The organism is Salinivibrio proteolyticus (assembly GCF_001996165.1).
Lineage (GTDB): Bacteria > Pseudomonadota > Gammaproteobacteria > Enterobacterales > Vibrionaceae > Salinivibrio > Salinivibrio proteolyticus.
Genome location: NZ_MUFP01000018.1, coordinates 121,353 through 142,205 on the forward strand (window position 1 = coordinate 121,353; position 20,853 = coordinate 142,205).

General features: G+C 49.4%; 20 protein-coding genes and 1 pseudogene. 16 read left to right on the plus strand and 5 right to left on the minus strand.

All coding sequences use genetic code 11. The annotated features are described in order from the left end of the window. Positions 1–69: 69 nt before the first annotated feature. Positions 70–963 (plus strand): LysR family transcriptional regulator, encoded by an 894-nt coding sequence (locus BZJ19_RS13605; protein ID WP_077676018.1) that lies wholly within the window; start codon positions 70–72, stop codon positions 961–963. An 80-nt stretch (positions 964–1,043) separates the two neighbouring features. On the opposite strand, the gene BZJ19_RS13610 is transcribed toward BZJ19_RS13605, so the two are convergent. After that, positions 1,044–4,136: an efflux RND transporter permease subunit gene (locus BZJ19_RS13610; RefSeq protein WP_077676019.1), complete on the minus strand. Its 3,093-nt coding sequence runs from the start codon at positions 4,134–4,136 to the stop codon at positions 1,044–1,046. A gap of 10 nt (positions 4,137–4,146) precedes the next feature. After that, positions 4,147–5,181: an efflux RND transporter periplasmic adaptor subunit gene (locus tag BZJ19_RS13615; RefSeq protein ID WP_235608241.1), complete on the minus strand. Its 1,035-nt coding sequence runs from the start codon at positions 5,179–5,181 to the stop codon at positions 4,147–4,149. 292 nt (positions 5,182–5,473) lie between these two features. Between BZJ19_RS13615 and BZJ19_RS13620 the strand changes: the two genes are divergently transcribed. From BZJ19_RS13620 to BZJ19_RS13640, 6 genes are all read left to right on the plus strand, one after another. Continuing rightward, the gene (locus BZJ19_RS13620; RefSeq protein WP_167370410.1) at positions 5,474–6,058 is read left to right on the plus strand and encodes a nucleoside deaminase; all 585 of its coding nucleotides are present in this window, start codon (positions 5,474–5,476) and stop codon (positions 6,056–6,058) included. A 12-nt stretch (positions 6,059–6,070) separates the two neighbouring features. After that, positions 6,071–6,511 carry a GNAT family N-acetyltransferase gene (locus BZJ19_RS13625; RefSeq protein WP_077676022.1) on the plus strand — a complete coding sequence of 147 codons (441 nt, stop codon included), beginning with the start codon at positions 6,071–6,073 and terminating at the stop codon, positions 6,509–6,511. Positions 6,512–6,578: 67 nt separating this feature from the next. Continuing rightward, complete coding sequence (locus BZJ19_RS17130; RefSeq protein WP_157891199.1) at positions 6,579–6,731, plus strand: hypothetical protein; 153 nt, start codon at positions 6,579–6,581, stop codon at positions 6,729–6,731. A gap of 336 nt (positions 6,732–7,067) precedes the next feature. Beyond that, a complete protein-coding gene (locus BZJ19_RS13630) occupies positions 7,068–7,580 on the plus strand; it encodes a prolyl-tRNA synthetase associated domain-containing protein (RefSeq protein ID WP_077676023.1) in 513 nt (170 codons plus the stop codon). Positions 7,581–7,733: 153 nt separating this feature from the next. Then, entirely contained in the window at positions 7,734–9,821 is a 2,088-nt protein-coding gene (locus tag BZJ19_RS13635) for a TonB-dependent siderophore receptor (protein WP_077676024.1), read from the plus strand. 144 nt (positions 9,822–9,965) lie between these two features. Then, positions 9,966–11,600: an acyl-CoA synthetase gene (locus BZJ19_RS13640; protein ID WP_077676025.1), complete on the plus strand. Its 1,635-nt coding sequence runs from the start codon at positions 9,966–9,968 to the stop codon at positions 11,598–11,600. Positions 11,601–11,642: 42 nt separating this feature from the next. On the opposite strand, the gene BZJ19_RS13645 is transcribed toward BZJ19_RS13640, so the two are convergent. After that, positions 11,643–12,116 carry a peroxiredoxin gene (locus tag BZJ19_RS13645; RefSeq protein ID WP_077676026.1) on the minus strand — a complete coding sequence of 158 codons (474 nt, stop codon included), beginning with the start codon at positions 12,114–12,116 and terminating at the stop codon, positions 11,643–11,645. Positions 12,117–12,409: 293 nt separating this feature from the next. Between BZJ19_RS13645 and BZJ19_RS13655 the strand changes: the two genes are divergently transcribed. The 4 genes from BZJ19_RS13655 (at position 12,410) to BZJ19_RS13670 (ending at position 16,959) form a co-directional block, all read left to right on the plus strand. After that, positions 12,410–13,651 (plus strand): outer membrane protein transport protein, encoded by a 1,242-nt coding sequence (locus tag BZJ19_RS13655; protein ID WP_077676028.1) that lies wholly within the window; start codon positions 12,410–12,412, stop codon positions 13,649–13,651. Between the two features lie 13 nt (positions 13,652–13,664). Then, positions 13,665–16,094 carry a VolA/Pla-1 family phospholipase gene (locus BZJ19_RS13660; protein WP_077676029.1) on the plus strand — a complete coding sequence of 810 codons (2,430 nt, stop codon included), beginning with the start codon at positions 13,665–13,667 and terminating at the stop codon, positions 16,092–16,094. A 185-nt stretch (positions 16,095–16,279) separates the two neighbouring features. After that, positions 16,280–16,642 carry a DOPA 4,5-dioxygenase family protein gene (locus tag BZJ19_RS13665; protein ID WP_077676030.1) on the plus strand — a complete coding sequence of 121 codons (363 nt, stop codon included), beginning with the start codon at positions 16,280–16,282 and terminating at the stop codon, positions 16,640–16,642. Then, positions 16,639–16,959 carry a DUF4144 family protein gene (locus tag BZJ19_RS13670; RefSeq protein ID WP_077676031.1) on the plus strand — a complete coding sequence of 107 codons (321 nt, stop codon included), beginning with the start codon at positions 16,639–16,641 and terminating at the stop codon, positions 16,957–16,959. Before BZJ19_RS13665 ends, BZJ19_RS13670 begins: the two co-directional genes overlap by 4 nt. A gap of 2 nt (positions 16,960–16,961) precedes the next feature. On the opposite strand, the gene BZJ19_RS13675 is transcribed toward BZJ19_RS13670, so the two are convergent. Continuing rightward, positions 16,962–17,741, minus strand: coding sequence for a TerC family protein (locus BZJ19_RS13675; RefSeq protein ID WP_077676032.1), 780 nt, complete (start codon positions 17,739–17,741; stop codon positions 16,962–16,964). A 241-nt stretch (positions 17,742–17,982) separates the two neighbouring features. Here BZJ19_RS13675 and BZJ19_RS13680 point away from each other — a divergent pair, with 241 nt between their 5' ends. The 5 genes from BZJ19_RS13680 to BZJ19_RS13700 all read left to right on the plus strand — a co-directional run bounded on the left by BZJ19_RS13680 (position 17,983) and on the right by BZJ19_RS13700 (position 20,622). After that, complete coding sequence (locus tag BZJ19_RS13680) at positions 17,983–18,516, plus strand: lipocalin family protein (RefSeq protein ID WP_420876439.1); 534 nt, start codon at positions 17,983–17,985, stop codon at positions 18,514–18,516. 12 nt (positions 18,517–18,528) lie between these two features. Beyond that, entirely contained in the window at positions 18,529–18,822 is a 294-nt protein-coding gene (locus BZJ19_RS13685) for a hypothetical protein (protein ID WP_077676034.1), read from the plus strand. 72 nt (positions 18,823–18,894) lie between these two features. Beyond that, positions 18,895–19,605 (plus strand): DUF4336 domain-containing protein, encoded by a 711-nt coding sequence (locus BZJ19_RS13690; RefSeq protein WP_077676035.1) that lies wholly within the window; start codon positions 18,895–18,897, stop codon positions 19,603–19,605. A 16-nt stretch (positions 19,606–19,621) separates the two neighbouring features. Next, complete coding sequence (locus tag BZJ19_RS13695; RefSeq protein WP_077640297.1) at positions 19,622–20,050, plus strand: VOC family protein; 429 nt, start codon at positions 19,622–19,624, stop codon at positions 20,048–20,050. Positions 20,051–20,055: 5 nt separating this feature from the next. After that, on the plus strand, positions 20,056–20,622 hold the full coding sequence (locus tag BZJ19_RS13700; protein WP_157891200.1) for an O-methyltransferase: 567 nt from the start codon (positions 20,056–20,058) through the stop codon (positions 20,620–20,622). Between the two features lie 48 nt (positions 20,623–20,670). Here BZJ19_RS13700 and BZJ19_RS13705 read toward each other — a convergent pair. After that, positions 20,671–20,853: pseudogene (locus BZJ19_RS13705) on the minus strand (IS4 family transposase); the annotation flags it as partial.

Consider the following 20,853-nt stretch of genomic DNA (forward strand, 5'->3'; position numbering starts at 1 on the left):
TGATGGGCGCTAGTGTATAAGTTTCAAAATATGAATAAACCGGCAATATCAGAATGGTAGATTCCAAATATGAAACCTAGCTATTCGTTAGACGATTTGCGCTGTTTTTGTACCGTGGCGCAGTTGGGGAGTTTTAAAGCCGCGGCGCAGCAGCTTGCCATGCCGCAATCCACCCTAAGCCGTCGAATTCGCCAGCTTGAGCAGGATCTTGCCCTGCGTTTACTCAATCGCGATGCACATCGTATCTCTCTGACCCAAATTGGCCATCGCTATTTTGAACGTGCCGCAGGATTATTCGATGAGTTGCAGACACTGAACGATGATTTGGTGAGCGAGAAACATCACCCCCAAGGCAAAATTCGTATCAGCGCACCCATCAATGCTGGTAAGCAGTTTTTACGCCGCGTCTTTTTCGACTTTATGCGTGAATACCCCGAGATTCAACTGGATCTTAACTTTTCCAATAGTTTGATAGACATTGAAGCGGAAGGCATGGATGTGGTGTTTCGAGTCGGGAACCCCGTGGTCGAAAATTGGATTGCACGGCCGCTCACCGATATTCACTTCATTTTGTGCGCCAGCCCTGACAGTGACTATCACGATGTTCGCTCTCCTAGTGATCTGAGTGGTAAACCGGTAGTGATTTGTCATCCGATGACGGTTTGGGAGCTCACACACCATCAAGCGGGGGAGGCGTTTGATTATCAAGCCACCACGGGCATACGTGCCGAAGTGGATGAAATTGAAATGTTAACCCATGCCGTGCAGGCCGGGTTTGGCATCGGCTATATTCCTGATTATTCCGCGCTACCTTTGATAGATCAGGGTGAATTACAGCGCGTGTTGCCGCAATGGTGCAGTCGAGCGCGTACGCTATTTTTGCTCTATCGAGACCGAGAACAGGTGCCTTTGCGCGTTCGATTGCTGGTGGAATTCGTCCTCGCGCGTTTTATGTCCTCCTAGTGTGTAACCGGATATAAAAGGGCTGTTTCCCGAGACTAAAGGGGCCACGTTGCAGTGGCCCCAATGGGTACAATTTACGATTAATCGCTATGATGCGTGTGCGCTGGCGACAACTCAGTGGATGCCGGTGTGATGGTTTTAGCTAAGAACAGATACATAGCAGGTACCACGAACAGGGTGAATAAGGTGCCCAGTGTCATCCCGCTGGCAATCACTAGCCCCATGGCAAAACGGGCGCCAGCACCGGCTCCTGAGGCAATCAATAGCGGGATCATGGCGAGCACCGTCGCTGCCGTGGTCATCAAGATAGGGCGTAAACGGATGGCGGTCGCTTCTTCAATCGCCTCACGTTTGGTCCGTCCTTCTTGCTGGAGCTGATTGGCGAACTCGACGATCAATATACCGTGTTTAGCAATCAGACCAACGAGAGTGAGCAAGCCAACTTGAGTGTAAATGTTCAAGGTAGTAAACCCTAGGCTGATAAATATCAGCGCGCCACAGACACTCATTGGCACGGTGACCAAAATAATGATCGCGTTTTTAAACGACTCAAACTGCGCCGCTAAGATCAAGAAAATCACAATCAAAGCAAAGAAGAAGGTCACGACCAGTTGCTGGCCCTCGCTCATAAACTGACGTGACTGTCCGGCATAATCAACGCTAAAGCCTGCTGGCAATTCTGTTGCTGCAATCTCTTCGAGCACACCCAGCGCTTCCCCCAAGGGAACACCAGGGCGCGGTACACCGGAAATTTTCACCGCATTCAGCTGCTGAAAACCGCGTAATGCTTGAGGCTGCACACTTTCTTCTAAGGTCACTAACGTTGACAGTTGAACCAATTCGCCGTCTTGGTTGCGGGTATAAAAATGGCGCAATTGTTCCGGTGTGRGGCGTTCATTACGCGCCACTTGGGGGATCACTCGATAAGAGCGGTTTTCCAGTGAAAAGCGTCCCGCATCCGCCCCGGATAACAATGAGCCCATATCCGCGGCGAGCTGTTGCATATCGACGCCCATCAAAGCCGCCTTTTCACGGTCGATTTTGACCGTTTGTTTGGGGCGGTCAATGCTCAAATCGGTATCGACAAAGATAAACCGCCCAGTCTGCATCGCTTTGCCCACAATATTATTCGCCACTTCATTAATCGCCTCAAAGGGTTGTGTTGAGCCGATAATAAATTCAACCGGTGTGCCGCCGCCCGGAGACGGCAGTGAAGGGGGCACCAAGGCAAAGCTGCTTAAGCTCGGTTGGCTGTCCATAAAGGGTTGAATCTCGTTTTCCAAAATCGCTTGGGTACTGCGCTCTCGCTCATCCCACGGCGCGAGTACAATACCCGCGATTGCGTTATTGGTGCCGCCAGAGCCATTGATAATAAAGACGTTGTCGATTTCTGGTACATCGTCAATCAGACGGTTTAATTCATCGGTACTGGCAGACAACGCATCCAGCGTGGTTTGGCTGTCGGCTTCGAGTATGGAGAACACAAACCCTTGGTCTTCAGCGGGCTCAAGCTCAGAAGGACTGGTGATAAACAAAAAATAGCAAGACACTAAAACAATCGCGCCAAACGTGAGGATCACCGCATTGGTATTCAACAAGCTATGGAGTGCGCGTTGGTAGCGATGATGCAATCGGTCAAACTGCTTATCCAGCCAATGCTCAAGGGAGCGTTCTTGGGTCGCTTTATCCGCGTGATAGGGTTTGAGTACATAGGCACACATCATGGGCGAGAGCGTGAGTGCCACCACGCCGGATAAGATCACCGACGCGGCGAGAGTAAAGGCAAATTCAACAAACAACACCCCGGTTAAGCCACCGACAAAGCCGATGGGCAGGAACACCGCGACCAAGGTAGTCGACATGGTGATAATCGGCCACGCCAGCTCGCGCGCCCCTTCCAGCGCGGCTTGTGTTCGGCTTTTACCTTCTTCTATATGGCGGTGCACGTTTTCAAGCATGATAATCGCATCATCAACCACCACACCAATCGCCAGCACCATGGCAAGCAGTGTCAGTAGGTTGATGGAAAATCCTAACAGCCACATTAAAAAGAAGGTGCCGATGAGCGATACGGGGATCGCGACCGCAGGAATAATCACCGAGCGTAACGACCCCAAAAAGCCATAAATCACAAAGACTACGATGGCTAAGGCGAGAATAATCGATATCACTACTTCATCAATGGCGTTATCAATATACTCGGTTGAATCATAGGCGATATACGCTGACAACCCTTGAGGCAATTGGGTGGTAATGTCGGCATCCCACACCTGATTCACCGCCTCAATCACATCCAGCGCGTTGGCATCTGGCGAGACTTCGATACCGATAAAGGTGGCATCAAGCCCGTTAAAGTTCACCGACGTTTGGTAACTTTCGGCGCCGAGCTCAACGGTCGCCACATCACTCAAACGCACAACAGATTGGCCATCACTGCTGATCACCAGATCTTCAAATTGTTTCACGTCATGAATGTCAGTGGCGGCGTTCAAATCAATCGCCACGTCTTGGCCTTTGGTGCGCCCTAGCGTCGCAAGCACATTATTGCTGCGCAGGGCGGCAATCACATCCGTGCCGGTGAGATCGTAAGCGGCCATTTTGACCGAGTCGAGCCAGATCCGCATCGCAAAGCTACTGGCACCCAACACATCAGCACGCTGCACACCCGGAATTGTCGACAGCTGTGGCTCGACCACCCGGACCAAGTAATCGGTAATTTGATTGTCAGTGAGGACGTCAGAGTAGAAGGCGAGGTACATTGCCGCGACTGTTTCCCCCACCTGCAGGGTGACGACGGGCTCACGGGCATCATCAGGTAGCTCTGAGCGCACCTTATTCACCTGTGCGGCAATCTGCGTGAGTGCTTCATTCGGATCGTAATCAAGGCGTAAATAGGCTTCGATGGTGCTCACACCGGCGGTTGAGGTGGAGACTAAGTAATCAATCCCTTCTGAGGCAGCGATTTCACGCTCCAGAGGCGTAGTGATAAAGCCTTGAATCAGATCGGCATCTGCACCGATATAAGTGGTAGAGACACTGACCACTGCATTTTTGATCTCGGGGAATTGACGCACATTCATGTCGGTGATGGCGCGTAAGCCGAGCAAGATAACGAATAGGCTCACTACGGAGGCCAAGACGGGTTTCTTGATAAAGACGTCGGTAAATCGCATCGAATCGCTCCTATTGATTCACAACGTTGGGATCAAGATCTTCGCTCGGCTGAACACGTTCGTTGTCACTGATCTTGATGTTGCTGCCGTTACGGAGCTTGAGGAGGCCGGAGGTAACGATACGGTCACCGGGTTGAAGGCCGTCTTTAATCACAATCATGTCACCGCGGCGCGCGCCCGTTTGCACAAAGCGCTGTTGTACCGTCAATGCATCGTCTTGCTCTTGGATCACGAATACCGCGTTGCCATACGGATTAAATTGAATCGCGCTTTGTGGTGCCAGCAAAACATTTTGCGTTTCTTCACCTTGATCAAGGCTCACGCGTGCGAACATACCTGACCGTAAAACGGCATCTGGGTTGTCAAAGGTGGCTTGAATGTCGACACTGCGACTCGAGGGCGTCACAACCGGCGAAATTGCAGTCACTGTGCCGGTAAAGACCTCGTCAGGCTGTGCGCTAATCGTGGCAGAAACGGTTTGACCATTTTTCAGGGTGCTGAGCTGCTGCTCGGGCAGGGTAAAGTTTAGGTGAATTGGGGTCACTGACGTGAGTGTCGCAACCGCTGTCCCCGGGGACATTAATTGGCCAAGACTGACGTCTCTGATCCCAATGATGCCGTCGAAAGGCGCGGTTAATGACTTTTGCTCAATGCGCGCTTTTTGGCTGTCGACAGCGGCAATCGCTTGTTTGGCTTCACTTTCTTTACGTTTTAGCTCTGACTCGGAGATGTTTTTATCTCTAAATAGCCGCTGATAACGCCGCAGTTCAAGTTGTGCCAGTTCTGCCACGGACTCGAGTCGACGTAATTCTGCCTCATCAACGCTGGCATCCAAGGTGACCAGTAATTGTCCCTTTTTCACCGATGTCGCATTGTCGAACAAGATATTGTTGACGATGCCGCTTGCCTCGGTAGTTAGCTGGGTTTCATTAATGGCCGCAAAACTACCAATGGTGGTTTGTTGTTCACGCCAAGGGTGGGTTGAGACTGTAGTGGCCGTCACGGTGACCTTAGGGGCAGGCATGTTGTCAAAGAATTGGTTCATAAAATGGTTGCCTACCGCTTTGTAAGCAAAAATTCCCCCAAAAAGGAGACCACATGCGACTAACATAATAATCAAACGTTTTATCATAAAAATCCCTGAACAGAGTTGCTATCACCACCCTTGGCTTATAAGTACAGACGAAGACGCAAAAGGTTGATTTAACCAATAACAAATATCGAACTGACCAATACAAACCTTATCACTGTTTGGTTCATTCATTGGTGGTAAATTGATGATCTTGTGGTTTAGCTCAGGTCAGAGTCATCAGCGAAACCGAATAAGGAGAACGTCGATGCTACTCAATGCAAATAGCACGGTAACGGAAGCAGCGCTGCGTGCCGTGGCGCATATGCCAACGCGTAGTTTGCCGGTACTGGTGGATAACAGCTTCAGCCAAAAACTGACCGATGCCGATTTGATGCGCATCGCGGTGTTGTTGGCCCAAAAAAGCGCTGATGAAGGAGGGTGCCCCATCGGTGCGGTGATTGTTGACAATGAAACACGTCAAATCGTAGGTAAAGGGCACAATACCTTGGTGCAAGAAAATCACCCCTATAATCATGGCGAAACGGCCGCAATACGTGATGCTGGGCGAATTGACTTCAGCCAAACAACCTTGTTTACCAGTTTAAGCCCATGTGATGTGTGCGCGGCATTGATCAGCATGCGCGGTTTTTCTCGAGTGGTGGTGGGGGATGTCACCAGTGCGAGCGGTAACGAGACGATGCTGAAAGAGAAAGGCGTGACGGTTGATGTGCTGGAAGATCCGCAGGGCATTGCGCTGTATCAGCAATTTCGATCCGAGCACCCCGAACAAGAGTTGGAAGATTGGCAAGGTGTAAGTGCCGTCAAAGCACGTTTAGCCAAGCGTGGATAAGAGGAGAACGACATGGATGTTGCGATTGGTCCGACAACGGATGCGAATTACAGTCAAAAGCTGATCCAAGAGAATATGGCCCCTTACTATGAAGCGAGGAAAATCGCTTGGAATCCACAGATGTTTATGGAAAGTTGGCGAGTTTTTGATAATTATGAAATTCGCCATGAGCGAAAGCGTTGTGGCGTCATTCGCTTGAAGGCAGACGGTGAAATACTTTTTATCCGTGATTTACAGATTGAGCCGAGTAAGCAGCGGCAAGGGATCGGCCGCGAGGCAATCAATTGGGCGGTCGCCTATGCGCAAACGTCTGGCTATGCGCACTTAGCGTTGCGTGTTTTTGCAGAAAATCCAGCCGTTTCATTGTATCAAACGCTGGGATTCGTGGAGACAGGGCGCAGCCGAGATGCGGTTCTCACGCTTTCGTTGTCGTTAACCGCAACGTCCGAATAACGAGCAAAGCGCCTGAGCATATCGATAGAGATGGCATGCTAGTCTTACGAAAGCATTTCATGCTCAAGTGAGCCGATATGCGCCACAAGCGAATGATTTAGTGGCGCAGATTGACGCGTATTTGGACAGTGCGGCTCAACGTGGTGAGTTACAAGCGCTACGTGCACAGTACTTTCAGTTAGTTGCCTCGCAGCCCCAGCCGCAACCTAAGTCGGAGTAATGCTTTATCGTGTGCTACGCACAGAGGGTAGAGTGCGCTTGGCCCAGCGTGTAGGCAGCTTGGTCGTCGCTAAGTGAGTGTGTAGCTTTTTAGCATGTCGATGATAGGTCACTTGACGACCCGAGTGAAAACTCACTTTGAGTACCATGTTTCTCTCCTTGTGATTAACGTTGCGATAAAGTTACATTTTTATTCTAAATAAGTGTATTTAATTATTCTTAAGTCACATAAGAAAGCCTAATAGTGAATATGGGCTTGCTGGGCGTACGATAAAACTAACAGTCTGTGCCTGTAAGGGACGGATGGGGACGAACTAGCAAACTAATAAGGAAGATTATGACAGGGACGCCACCACTTTCAGGTCAACAGGCTGCGCTGCTTCAAAGCCTTAAAGCGCATGGTATTTCAGTAAAAATATACCGCCATCAGCCTGTCTATACGTGTGAACAAGCAGACGCGCTCGGTTTGCATACTGATGCAAACCCGACCAAGAATTTGCTGTTGAAAGACAGAAAAGGAAAACAGTTTTTCTTGGTGGTGTTACCGGGCAAAGCCACCGTCAATTTAGCCGGATTGAGTGAAGCCTTGGGCACGTCTCGCTTATCGTTTGCCTCATCGCAGCAACTCGACACCTATTTGCAGGCGCAATCTGGTGCCGTATCGGTATTTGATGTGATGAACGATCCTGAGCATCGCGTTAGTTTGGTGATCGCGAATGCGATATGGCACGTCCAAGCGGTGGAATGCCAGCCTTTTTGTCATGATCAAACTTGGGTCATAGCCACGCAAGATCTCGCTCGCTGGCTACAAGGTATAGGCCGAAGGTATCAAACGGTAGATCATCAGTAAGTTGATGAAACCCCACAGTTTTGTAACATAACTTATACAATACTGACGAAAAAAAGCGCAAACAGTTGCGTATGGGTGAAAACAAATAGAAATGAGACTGGTTATCGTTTATGTTCCGATGCGTTCAAATAATCGTTAGCTACAGGAAGTCTCATGTTGAAGAAACACCCCCTTGCCGTTTTTGTGGCTGTCGCGCTGTCACCCCTTAACAGTACAGCCGCAACCAACCCGACAGAACCGGTTGATGAAGTCTATGTGGTTGAAGGCCATCAGGCACGTTTTAAGGCTAATAGCAATGAAACGGCGATGCGAATGGAGGTCAGCCAACTAGAAACAACGGGCCAAGTGGCTGTGATGGATCAAACGCTGATTCAAGAGCAAAACGCCACGACACTAGGAGATGTGTTGGTAAATGACGCCAGCATTGGTGTAGGGGGTACGGACCGCAATCGTGAGATTTTCATGCTACGTGGTTTTGAACTTGATACCGGAACAGGCTACCTGCGTAATGGCCAGCAGCAATGGTCTTATTATCGACATCCTGTTGAGCTGATGGAACGCGTTGAGGTGTTAAAAGGGCCAGCAGGTTTGCTCTATGGCAAGTCCGCACCGGGCGGTCTGGTGAATATGGTCACCAAACGACCAACAGCTGCGTTCCAAGCGTCAATCAGTCAGAAAGTCGGTACTAACGATTATCAACACACCGTCGCCGATGCGTCGGGTTCTCTCAACCAGAGCGGCACCTTACGCGGTCGGATGGTACTATCGAAACAAAGCGAGGGCTCATCACGTCGCTATTTAGATGGCAGTGAACCTGAGCTCGACCGTCAAATTGCAGGCTTGATGCTAGATTACGACATCACGCCCGATACCCAGCTTTCTCTTCACTATGATCGTGTGATTGATGACAGTAATAGCGATAACGGTGCCAACATCATCAATGGTAAACCGCAACTGGGCAGCCAATTTATCTGGGAAGCGCCTTGGTCGTTCATGGACATTGATGTCGAGAACTACGGAGTCGATATTGTCAGCCAATTAACGCCGGATTGGAAAGTCAAATCAGGCTACAATCGCCAAGACTACAAACGTCATTACCATGAAGGATTCGGACAGCGTGAAACGTACGACGTGAATACCCAATCGTTCAAATACTTTGCCATGGACCGTCACGACAATTGGGTACTGGATACGGCTTATCTTGATGTCACCGGTGCATTTCAGTTCGGGAATATCGATCACCACGTGCTGATTGGCGCCAATGCGCTGCGTAATGACTATATCGGTCAGCGTGTAATGAAGAAAAACCAAACCGCCGTGATTGGTGGTGCGTATCCGGAGCCAGATATTCATTATGGCACAGCAACTCCGCGTGATCCTGAGCCTACTGATTCCATTGGCTTTTATGCGCAAGACTTAATGACACTGAACCCACAATGGCAGCTGCTTGCAGGGCTTCGCTACGATCGCGAGGATAACGAGACGGATACGTATTATAACGTGTTGCCTAAAGCCGCGGTAATGTATCATCCGTCACCGGAAAAAACGCTGTACGTGACTTATTCTGAGAGCTTTGAGCCGAAAAATCCGGTTGATAGTGATACCGATATTAATGACGGCATGGCGCTAAAACCGGTAAAAGGTAAGCTGTACGAATTCGGCTATAAACAAGCGTTATTGAACGACCAAGCGTTATTCAGTGCCGCCTTGTTCCAAATTGAACAAGAAAATAAAGTGGTCAAAGAGGCAATCACCGGACAAGGCAGTCTCACTTCACGCACCACACAATTAGGTAAACAAACGCATAAAGGGGTTGAGGTCAGCCTTGCCGGTCAAGTGACTGACAGTTGGTCAGTGCATAGCTCAGCGACGTATTTAGATGCACGCATCGAAGACCCGTTCAATCCTGCGAACGATGGCAAACAGCCTGCCGATACGCCAGAGTGGGGCGCCAGCATTTGGTCTCGCTATGATGTCGATAACCAAACCTATGTGAACGTAGGTGCGCGTTATGTCGGTGATCGTTATGGCGATATGAAAAATACCTATCATAAGCCAGGTTACACCACAGTGAATGCAGGTGTGGGCCATACCATCAAAGCCGGTGAACAAACGGACTTGAAACTGAGTGTGAATGTTGAAAACCTCTTCAACGAAAGCTATCTCGCTGGTGGTGTACAAAATAAAACCACGTTGGGCGAAGAGCGCAAAGTTGTGCTTGGCGCGTCATTGCACTTTTAACTCGACGGAACATTAATCACAAGGCTCAGCATTGCTGGGCCTTTTTGCGTTCTCGCCACCATATCGACTTAAGTTGTATAGCGTAAGCTTGATGACATGCTAGGTTGATCTAGTTATCTAGACAAGGTCAGCAAGGAGCGCGTTATGTCAGCCAGTAACATCTATGAGCTTGGCTTGGACAAAAGTTCAGCCAATTATCAAATACTCAGCCCACTTTCTTTCCTCGAGCGAGCCGCTAGCGTCTATCCTGATTATCCGGCTAGCGTTCATGGTCATCTATGTTGGAGTTGGCAGCAAGTGGATCAGCGATGTCGCCAATTTGCCTCGGCATTAAGCCAAGCCGGGATCGGGCTTGGTGATACAGTATCGGTGATGGCCCCCAATCTGCCCGAAGTCTTTGAGTTGCATTTTAGCGTGCCGATGACAGGTGCCGTTCTCAATACCATTAATACCCGGCTAGAAGCGGAAACCGTCGCGTTTATTCTCGAACATGCGGAAAGCAAAGTCTTTATCGTCGACAAGGAGATGACAGCAGTCGCAAAGCGGGCATTAAAAATGATCAAACACCGTCCACTGGTGATTGCGATTGATGATCCGCTCTATCCACATGGCGAATGTATCAGTGAAATTACGTACGAGACTTTTTTAGCACAAGGAGATTGTGATTATCAGTACGCATTGCCAGACGATGAATGGCAAGCTATTTCACTTAATTACACCTCAGGCACAACCGGCAATCCCAAAGGGGTGGTGTATCACCATCGCGGCGCCCATCTGAACGCGGTGAGTAATGTGTTGTCTTGGAATATGGATGCGCATCCTGTTTATCTTTGGACGCTACCCATGTTCCACTGTAATGGTTGGTGTTTCCCATGGACGGTGGCCGCAACGGCGGGGGTGAGTGTCAGTCTACGGCATGTCAGAGCAGAGCCTATCTTTGATGCGATAAAAACTCACAAAGTGACTCATTTTTGTGGTGCGCCGATTGTGCTGAACATGATGAATAACGCAGATCCGGCGCTAAAAGCTGAGATTCACCATACGGTTAAAGCAATGACCGCAGGGGCGGCACCACCGGCTTCTGTAATTGAAGGGATGGAAGCGATGGGGATTGAAGTGACCCACGTTTACGGTCTCACTGAAACCTACGGCCCTTGTGTGGTGTGTGAATGGCAACACCACTGGGATCAACTCTCGCAACAAGAAAAAGCACGGATGAAAGCGCGCCAAGGTGTACGGGCCCCAATGCAAGGTGGACTGATGGTTGCCGATCCGGTGACGTTTAAACCGGTGGCAAAAGATGGTGGCACGCTGGGTGAGATTTTTGTTCGCGGTAACATTGTCATGAAAGGCTACCTAAAGAACCCGAGCGCGACGGAAGATGCCATGAGTAACGGCTGGTTTCGCACTGGCGACTTAGCGGTATGGCATGCCGATAATTACATCGAAATCAAGGACAGACTCAAAGACATTACCATTAGTGGTGGGGAGAACATTTCCAGTATCGAAGTGGAAGACGTCCTGTACCGACACCCTGATATTGAAGAAGTGGCGGTGATTGCGATGCCCGATGAAAAGTGGGGTGAGGTCCCCTGTGCGTTTGTCAAAACGACCGAAGCATCAGCCGTGACCGAAGCCGAAATTATTGCTTTTTGTCGAGAACAAATGGCGCACTTCAAGGCACCGAAAAAGGTGATCTTTACCGCGCTCCCGAAAACATCGACGGGCAAAGTGCAAAAGTATGTACTTCGTCGTAAAGTCACTGAGAAGTCAGTGTAAATAACGAAGCGGTGGCGAGAAAACGCCACCGCCCGCTAACCGCTACAGCAGGGCGAGAACCGCCTCGGCACTGGAGACGTCAAAGCTTTTTGGCGCTTCAACGTTCAAATGCGTGACGATGCCATTGTCAATCACCATCGCATAACGCTGTGAGCGAATACCCCCAAACTTACCTGAGTCCATTTCCAATCCTAGCGCTTGGGTAAAGCTGCCATCACCGTCAGCCAGCATATGGATCTGATTGGCGTTTTGTGCTTCGCCCCACGCCTGCATCACAAAGGCATCGTTGACGGAGACGCAAGCAATCATATCGACGCCTTTTGCTTTAATCTCATCCGCCTTCACCACAAAGCCCGGTAAGTGCGACTCTGAACAGGTTGGGGTAAAGGCTCCCGGCACCGCGAACAACACAACCTTCTTGTTGACGAAAAGGGCAGGGATGTCGTGGGTTTGCATTCCTTCAGCAGTGAGTTCGCTGAGTGTGGAAGTGGGTAAGGGTTGTCCTTGCTCAATCATGGTGGCTCCTTGTTAAGTCATAGCAAAAAAGCGCGATGTACCGCGACAGTGTACGCCTAACGCTTTGATAAAAATACCGACAATAACTACGGTTTTTTCGCAATTTTGCCTGCAAAGCCGCCACTTTTTGGCTGAACTGGTCTTACCAATTAAGTTCTCCTTTATCTCACACATCGGCCCTCTATAATCCGCCCTCTTTAACACCTTGTTGTAATCGACTGATTTGACAAGGTGTTTACCAATAATTAACATCTGTAACTCAATATTAAAACAAGACCTCGGAGGTCTGACTAGTGAACAAGAAGCAGTATTCTCTCATTGCGCTCAGCGTATTTGCAGCAACCCAAGCCTACGGTGCAGGGTTTCAAGTATCCGAGCAATCAGCGTCAGGGCTAGGACGCGCTTTTGCAGGTGACGCCGCGGTTGCTGACAATGCCGCGGTATTGGCACGTAACCCTGCGGCCATGATGCGATTTGACCGCGCCCAATTATCTGGTGCATTGACCCTGATTGATCCCGATGTCGATGTAAAAGATCGCACCAACAATGAATATGCCAAAGATGTGGCGCCAATGAAGGTCGTGCCAGCGGGCTTTTATGTCAGCCCTCAAGAGGGAAAATGGACGTGGGGGATTGGTCTCTTCACCACCTATGGTATTGCGACCGATTATCCTGATGATATTCAAGCAGGCGACTTGGCCGGCGACACCGATTTGCTCTCAACTAACTTAAACCCGGCGATTGCATATCAAGTTACCCCTGAATTAAGCCTCGGCGCGGGCGTCAACCTCACCTATGCTAAAGCAACACTGACTCGCCATAAGGGACCTTTAGACCCGACCAGTCCATCCGAAAAATTGCTGAGTCTAAAAGGTGAAACCTTTGGGTACGGTTGGAATCTTGGAGCGTTGTATGAAATCAATGAAAATCACCGTTTTGGTGTTKGCTATCGCTCCAAGGTGGATCTCGATTTTGATGACGGCACATTTGAAGATGGGACCTTTGATGGCAACAACGGTATGTTTGCTAACGCAGCGTCGGTTAAAGGACGCCTCGAGCTATCTTTGCCGTCTTACTGGGAAGTGTCAGGCTTTCACCAACTGACCGACGCGTTTGCCGTCCACTATAGCTATCAACACACCAATTGGAGCAGCTTTACCGAGCTGCGCGCCACCTCCGATGAATGCACCGACAACAAGGTGTGTTTTGTCAAAGACGAGTCGTACAAGGATAACGACCGTTGGTCAATTGGCTCGACGTATCAGTTTAATCAACACTGGACGGGCCGCCTCGGCTTTGCCTATGACGAACAAGCTGGTGAGGCGACGCTGAGTATCCCAGACGCTGACCGTTATTGGTATGCCACAGGTTTGACCTACCAATACGATAACGATCTCAGTATTGATGCCGGCTTTGCCATCGTGCGTAGCCGTGACGGCTCATTCACAGAACAAAATGCGCTGAAACAAAACCTCGAGTTTGATTCTAACGGAACCGCTTACATCAGCTCGGTTCAGCTTAATTACCAGTTCTAACCGGGATATCATGATGCTTAAAAAACAGTTAAAATTGTCAGTCTTGGCAACTGCGATCATCTTGGCTGGGTGTGGCGACGAAAATGCCAGTGATACCAACACACCTCAATTTGAAAGTTATATTCAAACCGCCATTGATCGACCCACTTCGGTCGACTTCACCTTGGTGGATGCTAAACCGACTATGCCTGTTCCTACCTTTTTGCTGATGGACAGTGAAGATGGGACGCTAAAAATACCCACGGAAGGTGACAACGCGCTTACCAACCCAAAGGCTGCTATGAATACCATGGATGGTTGGTCAACCTCGATGCCTTTGGTATTTAACTTCCGTGGCGCAGGCCTCAATTCAGGGCTTGTGACTAATGGGGTTTATCTCATTGAGCTGACCGAATCAATGACGGGAACACCTAGCGTTAAAGCTGTGCTCCAACAAGGCACCGACTTTCAAGTACTGAGCGATGCGGCCAGTGACACACTGACGGTGTTGCCTGTTAAGGATCTCAACGCCAGCAGTGAGTACATTATTGCTCTAACCGATGATATTCAGGACGTAAACGGCGATCCGATTGGCATGCCATCGAGCTATGCGGGATTAAAATCCCAGACTGTCACTTATGAGAACTCACTACTTGAAGCACCAGAAGCGGTGATTCAGGGAGTTGAAAAATTGGTAGCTGCCGCAGAAGGTGTTGATCCGACCAAAATCGTCTACTCCACCTGGTTTTCAACCCAATCGGTGGGTGACAGCTTAAACTACACCAAGCTAGCGACGGCAAATGGCTTGACTGCAGGAAACCTTGCTGCTGTGTGGAAAGCGGGCGCCAACCCTAATAATGCCGATTTATCGGACGCTTACACCATCGACATTACCAGTACTCAGGACTACGACACGGCATTGGACGCCGATGCCCAGTTTACTAAGTACTTTGATCCCAATGATGCCGATAATATTAAGGCGACGCTCAAGACAACGTTTAGCAGCGTCAATGTTAATGTGAGCAAAGGTACCATCAAGCTACCTTACTATCTGGAAACGGATAGTAATTGGAATAGTCAGCCGTTTGAGTCAGCCACCCCTAGCTTGGTCAAAGTACTGAATGCGCTGCAAGACCCTGAACAACAGGCGACCATCACCGCTCAGTTGACAGGCGCGGGTGTCGACGTCGCTGTATTAACGGGTAACGATAAATCACAGATAGTCAACGAGCTTTTTAAGCTGGCCGGCGTGACGCTGACCAAGGCTGATGGCAGTCAATTAGACCCTGAGCGCATTATTACCCGCTACAGCCCTGTACCGCAGATTAAATCGGTACAAGAGGTACCTTTCTTGCTGTTTACGCCAGCAACTGTTGATAGCGATACCCAACTCACGGTTTATCAGCACGGGATTACCTCGGCAAAAGAAAATGCTTACTTCTTTGCGCCTAACTTTGCTAATGCCAATCAAGCCATTATGGCGATTGATTTGCCGCTTCATGGCGAGCGTAGCTTAGATGCGAAGCGCTCTGCCAACGTGGATGTGACAGCGTACCTGAACCTTAACAACTTGGCTGTGGCGCGTGACAATGTGCGCCAAAGTGAGTTGGATGTAATGGGTGTGCGCGCAGCTTTGACCCGCACCGAATTGGCGGGTGGATTCGCGGGGACGCCATTAGCGGCGATGTCGTCTTTTGCTACTTCGGCACCACGCTTGCTAGGCCATTCGCTGGGCGGTATTGTTGGCACCACTGCGTTTGCGGCGTCTAACCGTGATAACGCGGTAACAGGAGTTGGCCCTTACTATGATTTCTCTGCGCTAAGCGTAGCGAATTCTGGAGGGCAAATTGCTAACTTGTTGCTCGGGTCAGACTCGTTTGGTCCTTTGATTAAGCACAGTGTCGCGTTTAAAGGCAGTGCCGCTTACCAGACCTTTGCCGGCGACAATTGTACGCTCGATAATAGCGCAGAAAACAATGTGACCTGCTACAAGACCTTTGAGGCAAATGGCTCAGCAAGTGCAAATGCTCAGGTTCAGGGTGTGATTCAGCAATTTAGCTATGCAGCCCAAACCTTGCTCGATACCGTCGATCCATATACAAATGCAAGCTATATTACTGGCAGCACCACGCCGATTTATATGCTGCAAGTTGATTGTGATGATACGGTCCCGAACGACGTTGCTTACACGGTTCCGGGCATTGTGGATAATTTTGCCGGCTCTGAGCCATTAGCCTCGAAACTTGGCCTACCAACCATCAATACCAGCTCACCCGCTGCACAAGGTGGCCAGAACTTTGTTGATTTTGCCGGTAATAACGCCAGCCATAGCACCTTTATTTTCCCGCAATCGGCGGAGCTTGCAGAACAAGCCGTGCACGCTGAAATGATCCGTCAAGCGGTTGATTTTGGTGAAGACGCCAGCTTGGATAGTATCGATAACTCAAACGGTGTGTTGAATTAACCGACGCGTTGTCGTAAAGGTTCTTACCAAACAAAAGCGGCCTCGGCCGCTTTTTCTTATTATCGTTTAGTTAGGCGGCGTTGATTAGCGCCATGAGTGAATAGCCACACCGTTGGTCACTATTTCTTTGCCTTGGTTTCACGTAAACTATTCTCAATTCCATCTTTTTGAATCGAATGATGCTTATGTCTTCTTTCCACGCTTTTCCCAATGTTCATCAGGCTTACCACGCCCATGTATACTATGAGGCTGATACCGAAGCGCAGGCGGATATTATCTATCAAGCAGCCGCTGCATCGTCACTGCCCATCGACCTTGGCCGTTTTCATCGCAAATGCGTTGGCCCACATCCAAAGTGGAGTTTTCAGATCGCCTTTGACAACGCCGCGTTCTATGAGGTGATGACATGGCTTGAGGCGCACCGGGCCGATTTAACCGTGTTTTTGCATGGCGTGACGGGCGATGACTACATAGATCATACTGACCATGTCGGTTGGATGGGTTCGTCTGTTGAACTCAATCTGGCCATGTTTAAGCCCAAGCAATGAATACGTATCTTGAATATCCTGCGCTCCTGATTTGGCATGGCGATGACGAACTCTCGTTTGCCTCCGATCCGGCGTCGCTTAAGGCGCTGAGCGAAAATGTGATCACAGAAGACGATCGGCTGGTGGATAGCCAAGGCGTTTGCTGGCTAAGCCAAGACGGAGGTCAGCACTGGCAGTCTAGCGGGCAAATCATGCCATTTGAGCAGCTCGTGACGCGTGTCCAAGCGCACTATGCACAATTGGGTCAATGCTGTGTGGGAAAAATCCAGTTTAAAGATAGAGCCGCCGCCATCAAAAGTGTGGCGACGGCCCCTTAGAATTAACGGCTGTCAGCAATCCGACGTGACACTTTTAACGAAAAGTGCGGACGAATACGCTTGATGTTCAAGCGCTGCTTGTTGCGCAATCGAATGTGGCAAAGCTCAAGTATCAAACCAAATGCCATCGCAACATACACGTAGCCTTTGTTGATATGAATGCCAGCACCTTCGGCCATCAGCAGCAAGCCCAATAGCACCAAGAACAGCAAGGCCAAGGTTTTAAACCCAGGATAACGGCTGACCAGATTATTTACGGGTTCTGCTGCGATCATCATAATGATGGCGGCGGTAATAATGGCGGCGACCATCACGGGCACATCTTGGGTTAGACCGACCGCAGTGATCACTGAGTCCATCGAGAACACCGCATCTACCGCAACGATTTGCAGCAAAATCACTGCCATACCGGTGCGTACTTGTGTCGAGTGGCTAATGGGTTCGCCATGACCGAGCCATACCCACAGCTCTTTGGCACTTTTTAGCAGCAAAAAGCCACCGCCAAACAGCATGATAAGGTCTTTACCGGTAACCGGTTCCGTACCAATCGTAAACAGTGGCGCAGTCAACGACATGACCCAAGCGATGGATAGCAACAAGCCAATCCGGCTGATCACGGCAAGACCAATACCCAAGGTACGTGCGAAGCGGCGTTTCTCTTTGGGGAGACGCTCACACAATACGGAAATAAAGACTAAGTTATCAACACCCAATACCACTTCAAGGGTCAGAAGGGTAAAAAAGACCACCCAAGTTTGGGGTTCCATAAAGAGTGTTAACATACGATTACCTCCTCGTTAAAGGAAGCGGGGGAGGGCATAACACGACATCGGTCGCTGTCCATGGATTGTGATTACCTCTGTGACTAAAGAGCGCTTATATAAGCACTGGTTTGGCGCATTGGCAAGCAGAAAAACAGCGAGTTGACCAAAAATTGACAAAGCATGTAAACGATCAAACTTGTTGTTGAGTAAGACTCATCATGTTGGATTTAAAGAGGGAATAACAATGAAAAGACGCTGGATGATTGGGTTATTGTCCTTAATGTTAACTGGATGTCTAGGCATGCCAAAACAGGTTACACCCGTAACAAACTTTGAGCTTAACCGCTATTTAGGCACTTGGTATGAAGTGGCGCGACTGGATCACTCTTTTGAGCGGGGTTTATCGGATGTCACCGCAACATACAGCTTACGTGAAGACGGCGGCGTCAAAGTGATTAATCGTGGCTACAGCCGTGAAGAGGGTCAATGGCAAGAGGCAGAAGGCAAGGCGTACTTCGTTGAAAACGATAAGACAGGGTACCTGAAGGTTTCATTCTTTGGGCCTTTCTATGGGTCGTATGTGGTGTTTGAGTTGGATGACAACTACCAATATGCCTTTATTTCGGGGCCTGACCACGATTACCTATGGCTGTTATCGCGCACGCCAACTGTCTCGGAGTCCGTGAAGGAGCAGTTTATTGCAGCGGCGAAACAGCGGGGTTTTGCCACCGAAGAGCTGATTTTTGTCGAGCACACCCGCACAGATCCCAAACGCAAGACCAATGAGCAGTAAAAGAGAAGTACCATGCGAAAAACAGACAAGAAGTATGACAAAGCGATTCGAGAGGCACTGACAGAGGTTTGCGAGCTCACGATGGAGAAAATCGCGGGGTTCGAGTGGCTGACGCATGAGGTAAATTATCAGCGTTTTCCACAAAGCTTAACCGTGCGGCTGATGTTTAAAGACAGGCAAACGCTAGCCGGCTTTGAACGGAGTGATGACTATCAAGCCGCTTTGAGTGATATCCAAACTCGACTTGCTGCAGCAGGGGTCACACTGAAGAACATCAATCACCATATTGAGTTAGACACACTGTAAGGCTGTGATTATTCGCACACTTACCGGTTAGCTAACAAGCTACAGTTTAAGGTTACCGAATAGGAGGCTGCTGTGTATCAACTCGATACGTCAATTTGGATTGCCGATGGTGAGGCTGTTCCCTTTTTCACCTTGCCCTACACCACACGTATGGTAGTGGTGAGGCTTGCCGATCACTCCCTATGGATTCACAGCCCAATAAAGCTCACCGAGGCACTGCACAGTGAGCTGGCGTCGCTGGGAAGAGTGCGCTATTTAATCGCCCCTAACCAGTTGCACCACCTGTTCTTATCCGAATGGGTTCAGGCGTTTCCTGATGCACAACTAGTGGGTACCCAACAAGTGGTGAAAAAACGAGATGATCTATGTTTTGATCACTGTTTTGAGGACTTGTCTGAGCCTGCTTGGCACGATGAGATCGCGCAATGTTTGATTACCGGCTCGCCAGTGATGACTGAATGCGTGTTTTTCCATCGGCAAAGTCAAACGCTGATAGTCACTGATCTGATTGAAAATTTTCGTCCCGAGGCATTTTCACCTTTTAAACGCAAAATTGCCGAGTGGTCAGGTGTGACAGCGCCCAATGGTAAAACGCCACTCGATTGGCGATTGAGCTTTTGGTTTCACAAAGACGAATTAGCAACACATATTCGTACCTTGATTAATTGGACACCGCAGCGCCTTGTCATGGCACATGGCGAAATTGTAGAAGCGGCGGTCCCTCATTTATTGCGCGCATTTTCATGGCTAGGTGAAAAGCGGCTCAATGCCCCCACTCATTAAGCGAAGGAGCAACGGTATGGAAGCACGAATTAGTATTATCACTTTGGGTGTCGCTGACTTATCACGTTCGTATGAATTTTATCGCCAGTTAGGCTTTCCAACGCATAGCCATCCTGAAGAAGGCATCGTGTTTTTTAGTACCGCAGGTACACGATTAGCGTTATATCCCGCAGACTCGTTAGCCGATGATATCAAGCCCGGACTCACCGTTAACGAGACAGGGTTTGGTGGCATTACGTTAGCGCACAATACGCGTTCCAAAGAGGAAGTGGAGGAGGTGCTGGCTTTGGCAGAGCGTTGTGGCGGTCGTATTGTTAAACCTGCACAAGACGTATTTTGGGGAGGCTACAGCGGCTACTTTGCCGATCCGGATAACTATCTTTGGGAAGTGGCTTATGGCGATTGTTGGCAATTTGATGATAATGGCAGCCTTGTCTTGGATTAATGACCATGGACGTCTTGGAGCAGTTGCAAATGCAGGGGACAGAGAATGATGCCCTGCAACACGATAAAGGTAAGAAGTGGCTGAATATCACGCCTGGAACCGGAAAATTCTTAGCGCTGTTAGTGGATGAAATTCAGCCTACTCGCATATTAGAAATTGGTACATCAATGGGGTATTCAACGTTATGGCTTGCGCGCGCGGGCGGCAATAGCGTGCAAGTGGTAACGATTGAGTGCGATGAAACAAAACATCAACAAGCGCAACAGCACTTTAGACAAGCCGGCATGGATAAACGGATAGATGCTAAATTGGGTGATGCAAGTGACTGGATTGCTCGCCTTGAGGGACAGTTTGAGCTCATTTTTCTCGATGCCGATCGAAGTCAGTACCTCTCCTTTGCGCCACGTTTATTCCAACTTCTCAAGCCTCAGGGCCTGTTAGTGGTCGATAATGCTTTATCCCATGCTGACGAGATTGCCCCTTTTAAGCGATGGCTTGAGCAACAGTCTGAACTCGATGTGGGTGTACTTCCCATTGGGAAAGGTGAGCTTGTTGCCTATTTGCGTGAGTGAAAGTTGGCAGGATAAAAAAGGCGTCCCGAAAGACGTAATGCATGTGAATTAAGCTGAGTTGCGTCTTTTAGAAGGCCTAGTCGCATAGCGATTGGGCCTTTTCTTTACTGCTCTTGGGTATGTCCTCTCTCGCCTCTCTGGAAGTACAAAGCTCTCTGCCATGTCGAGGATATATCGGAGCACTTCTGGGTACCTTCCAGGTGCGACAGCCGGGAGCACCTGCAACTGACT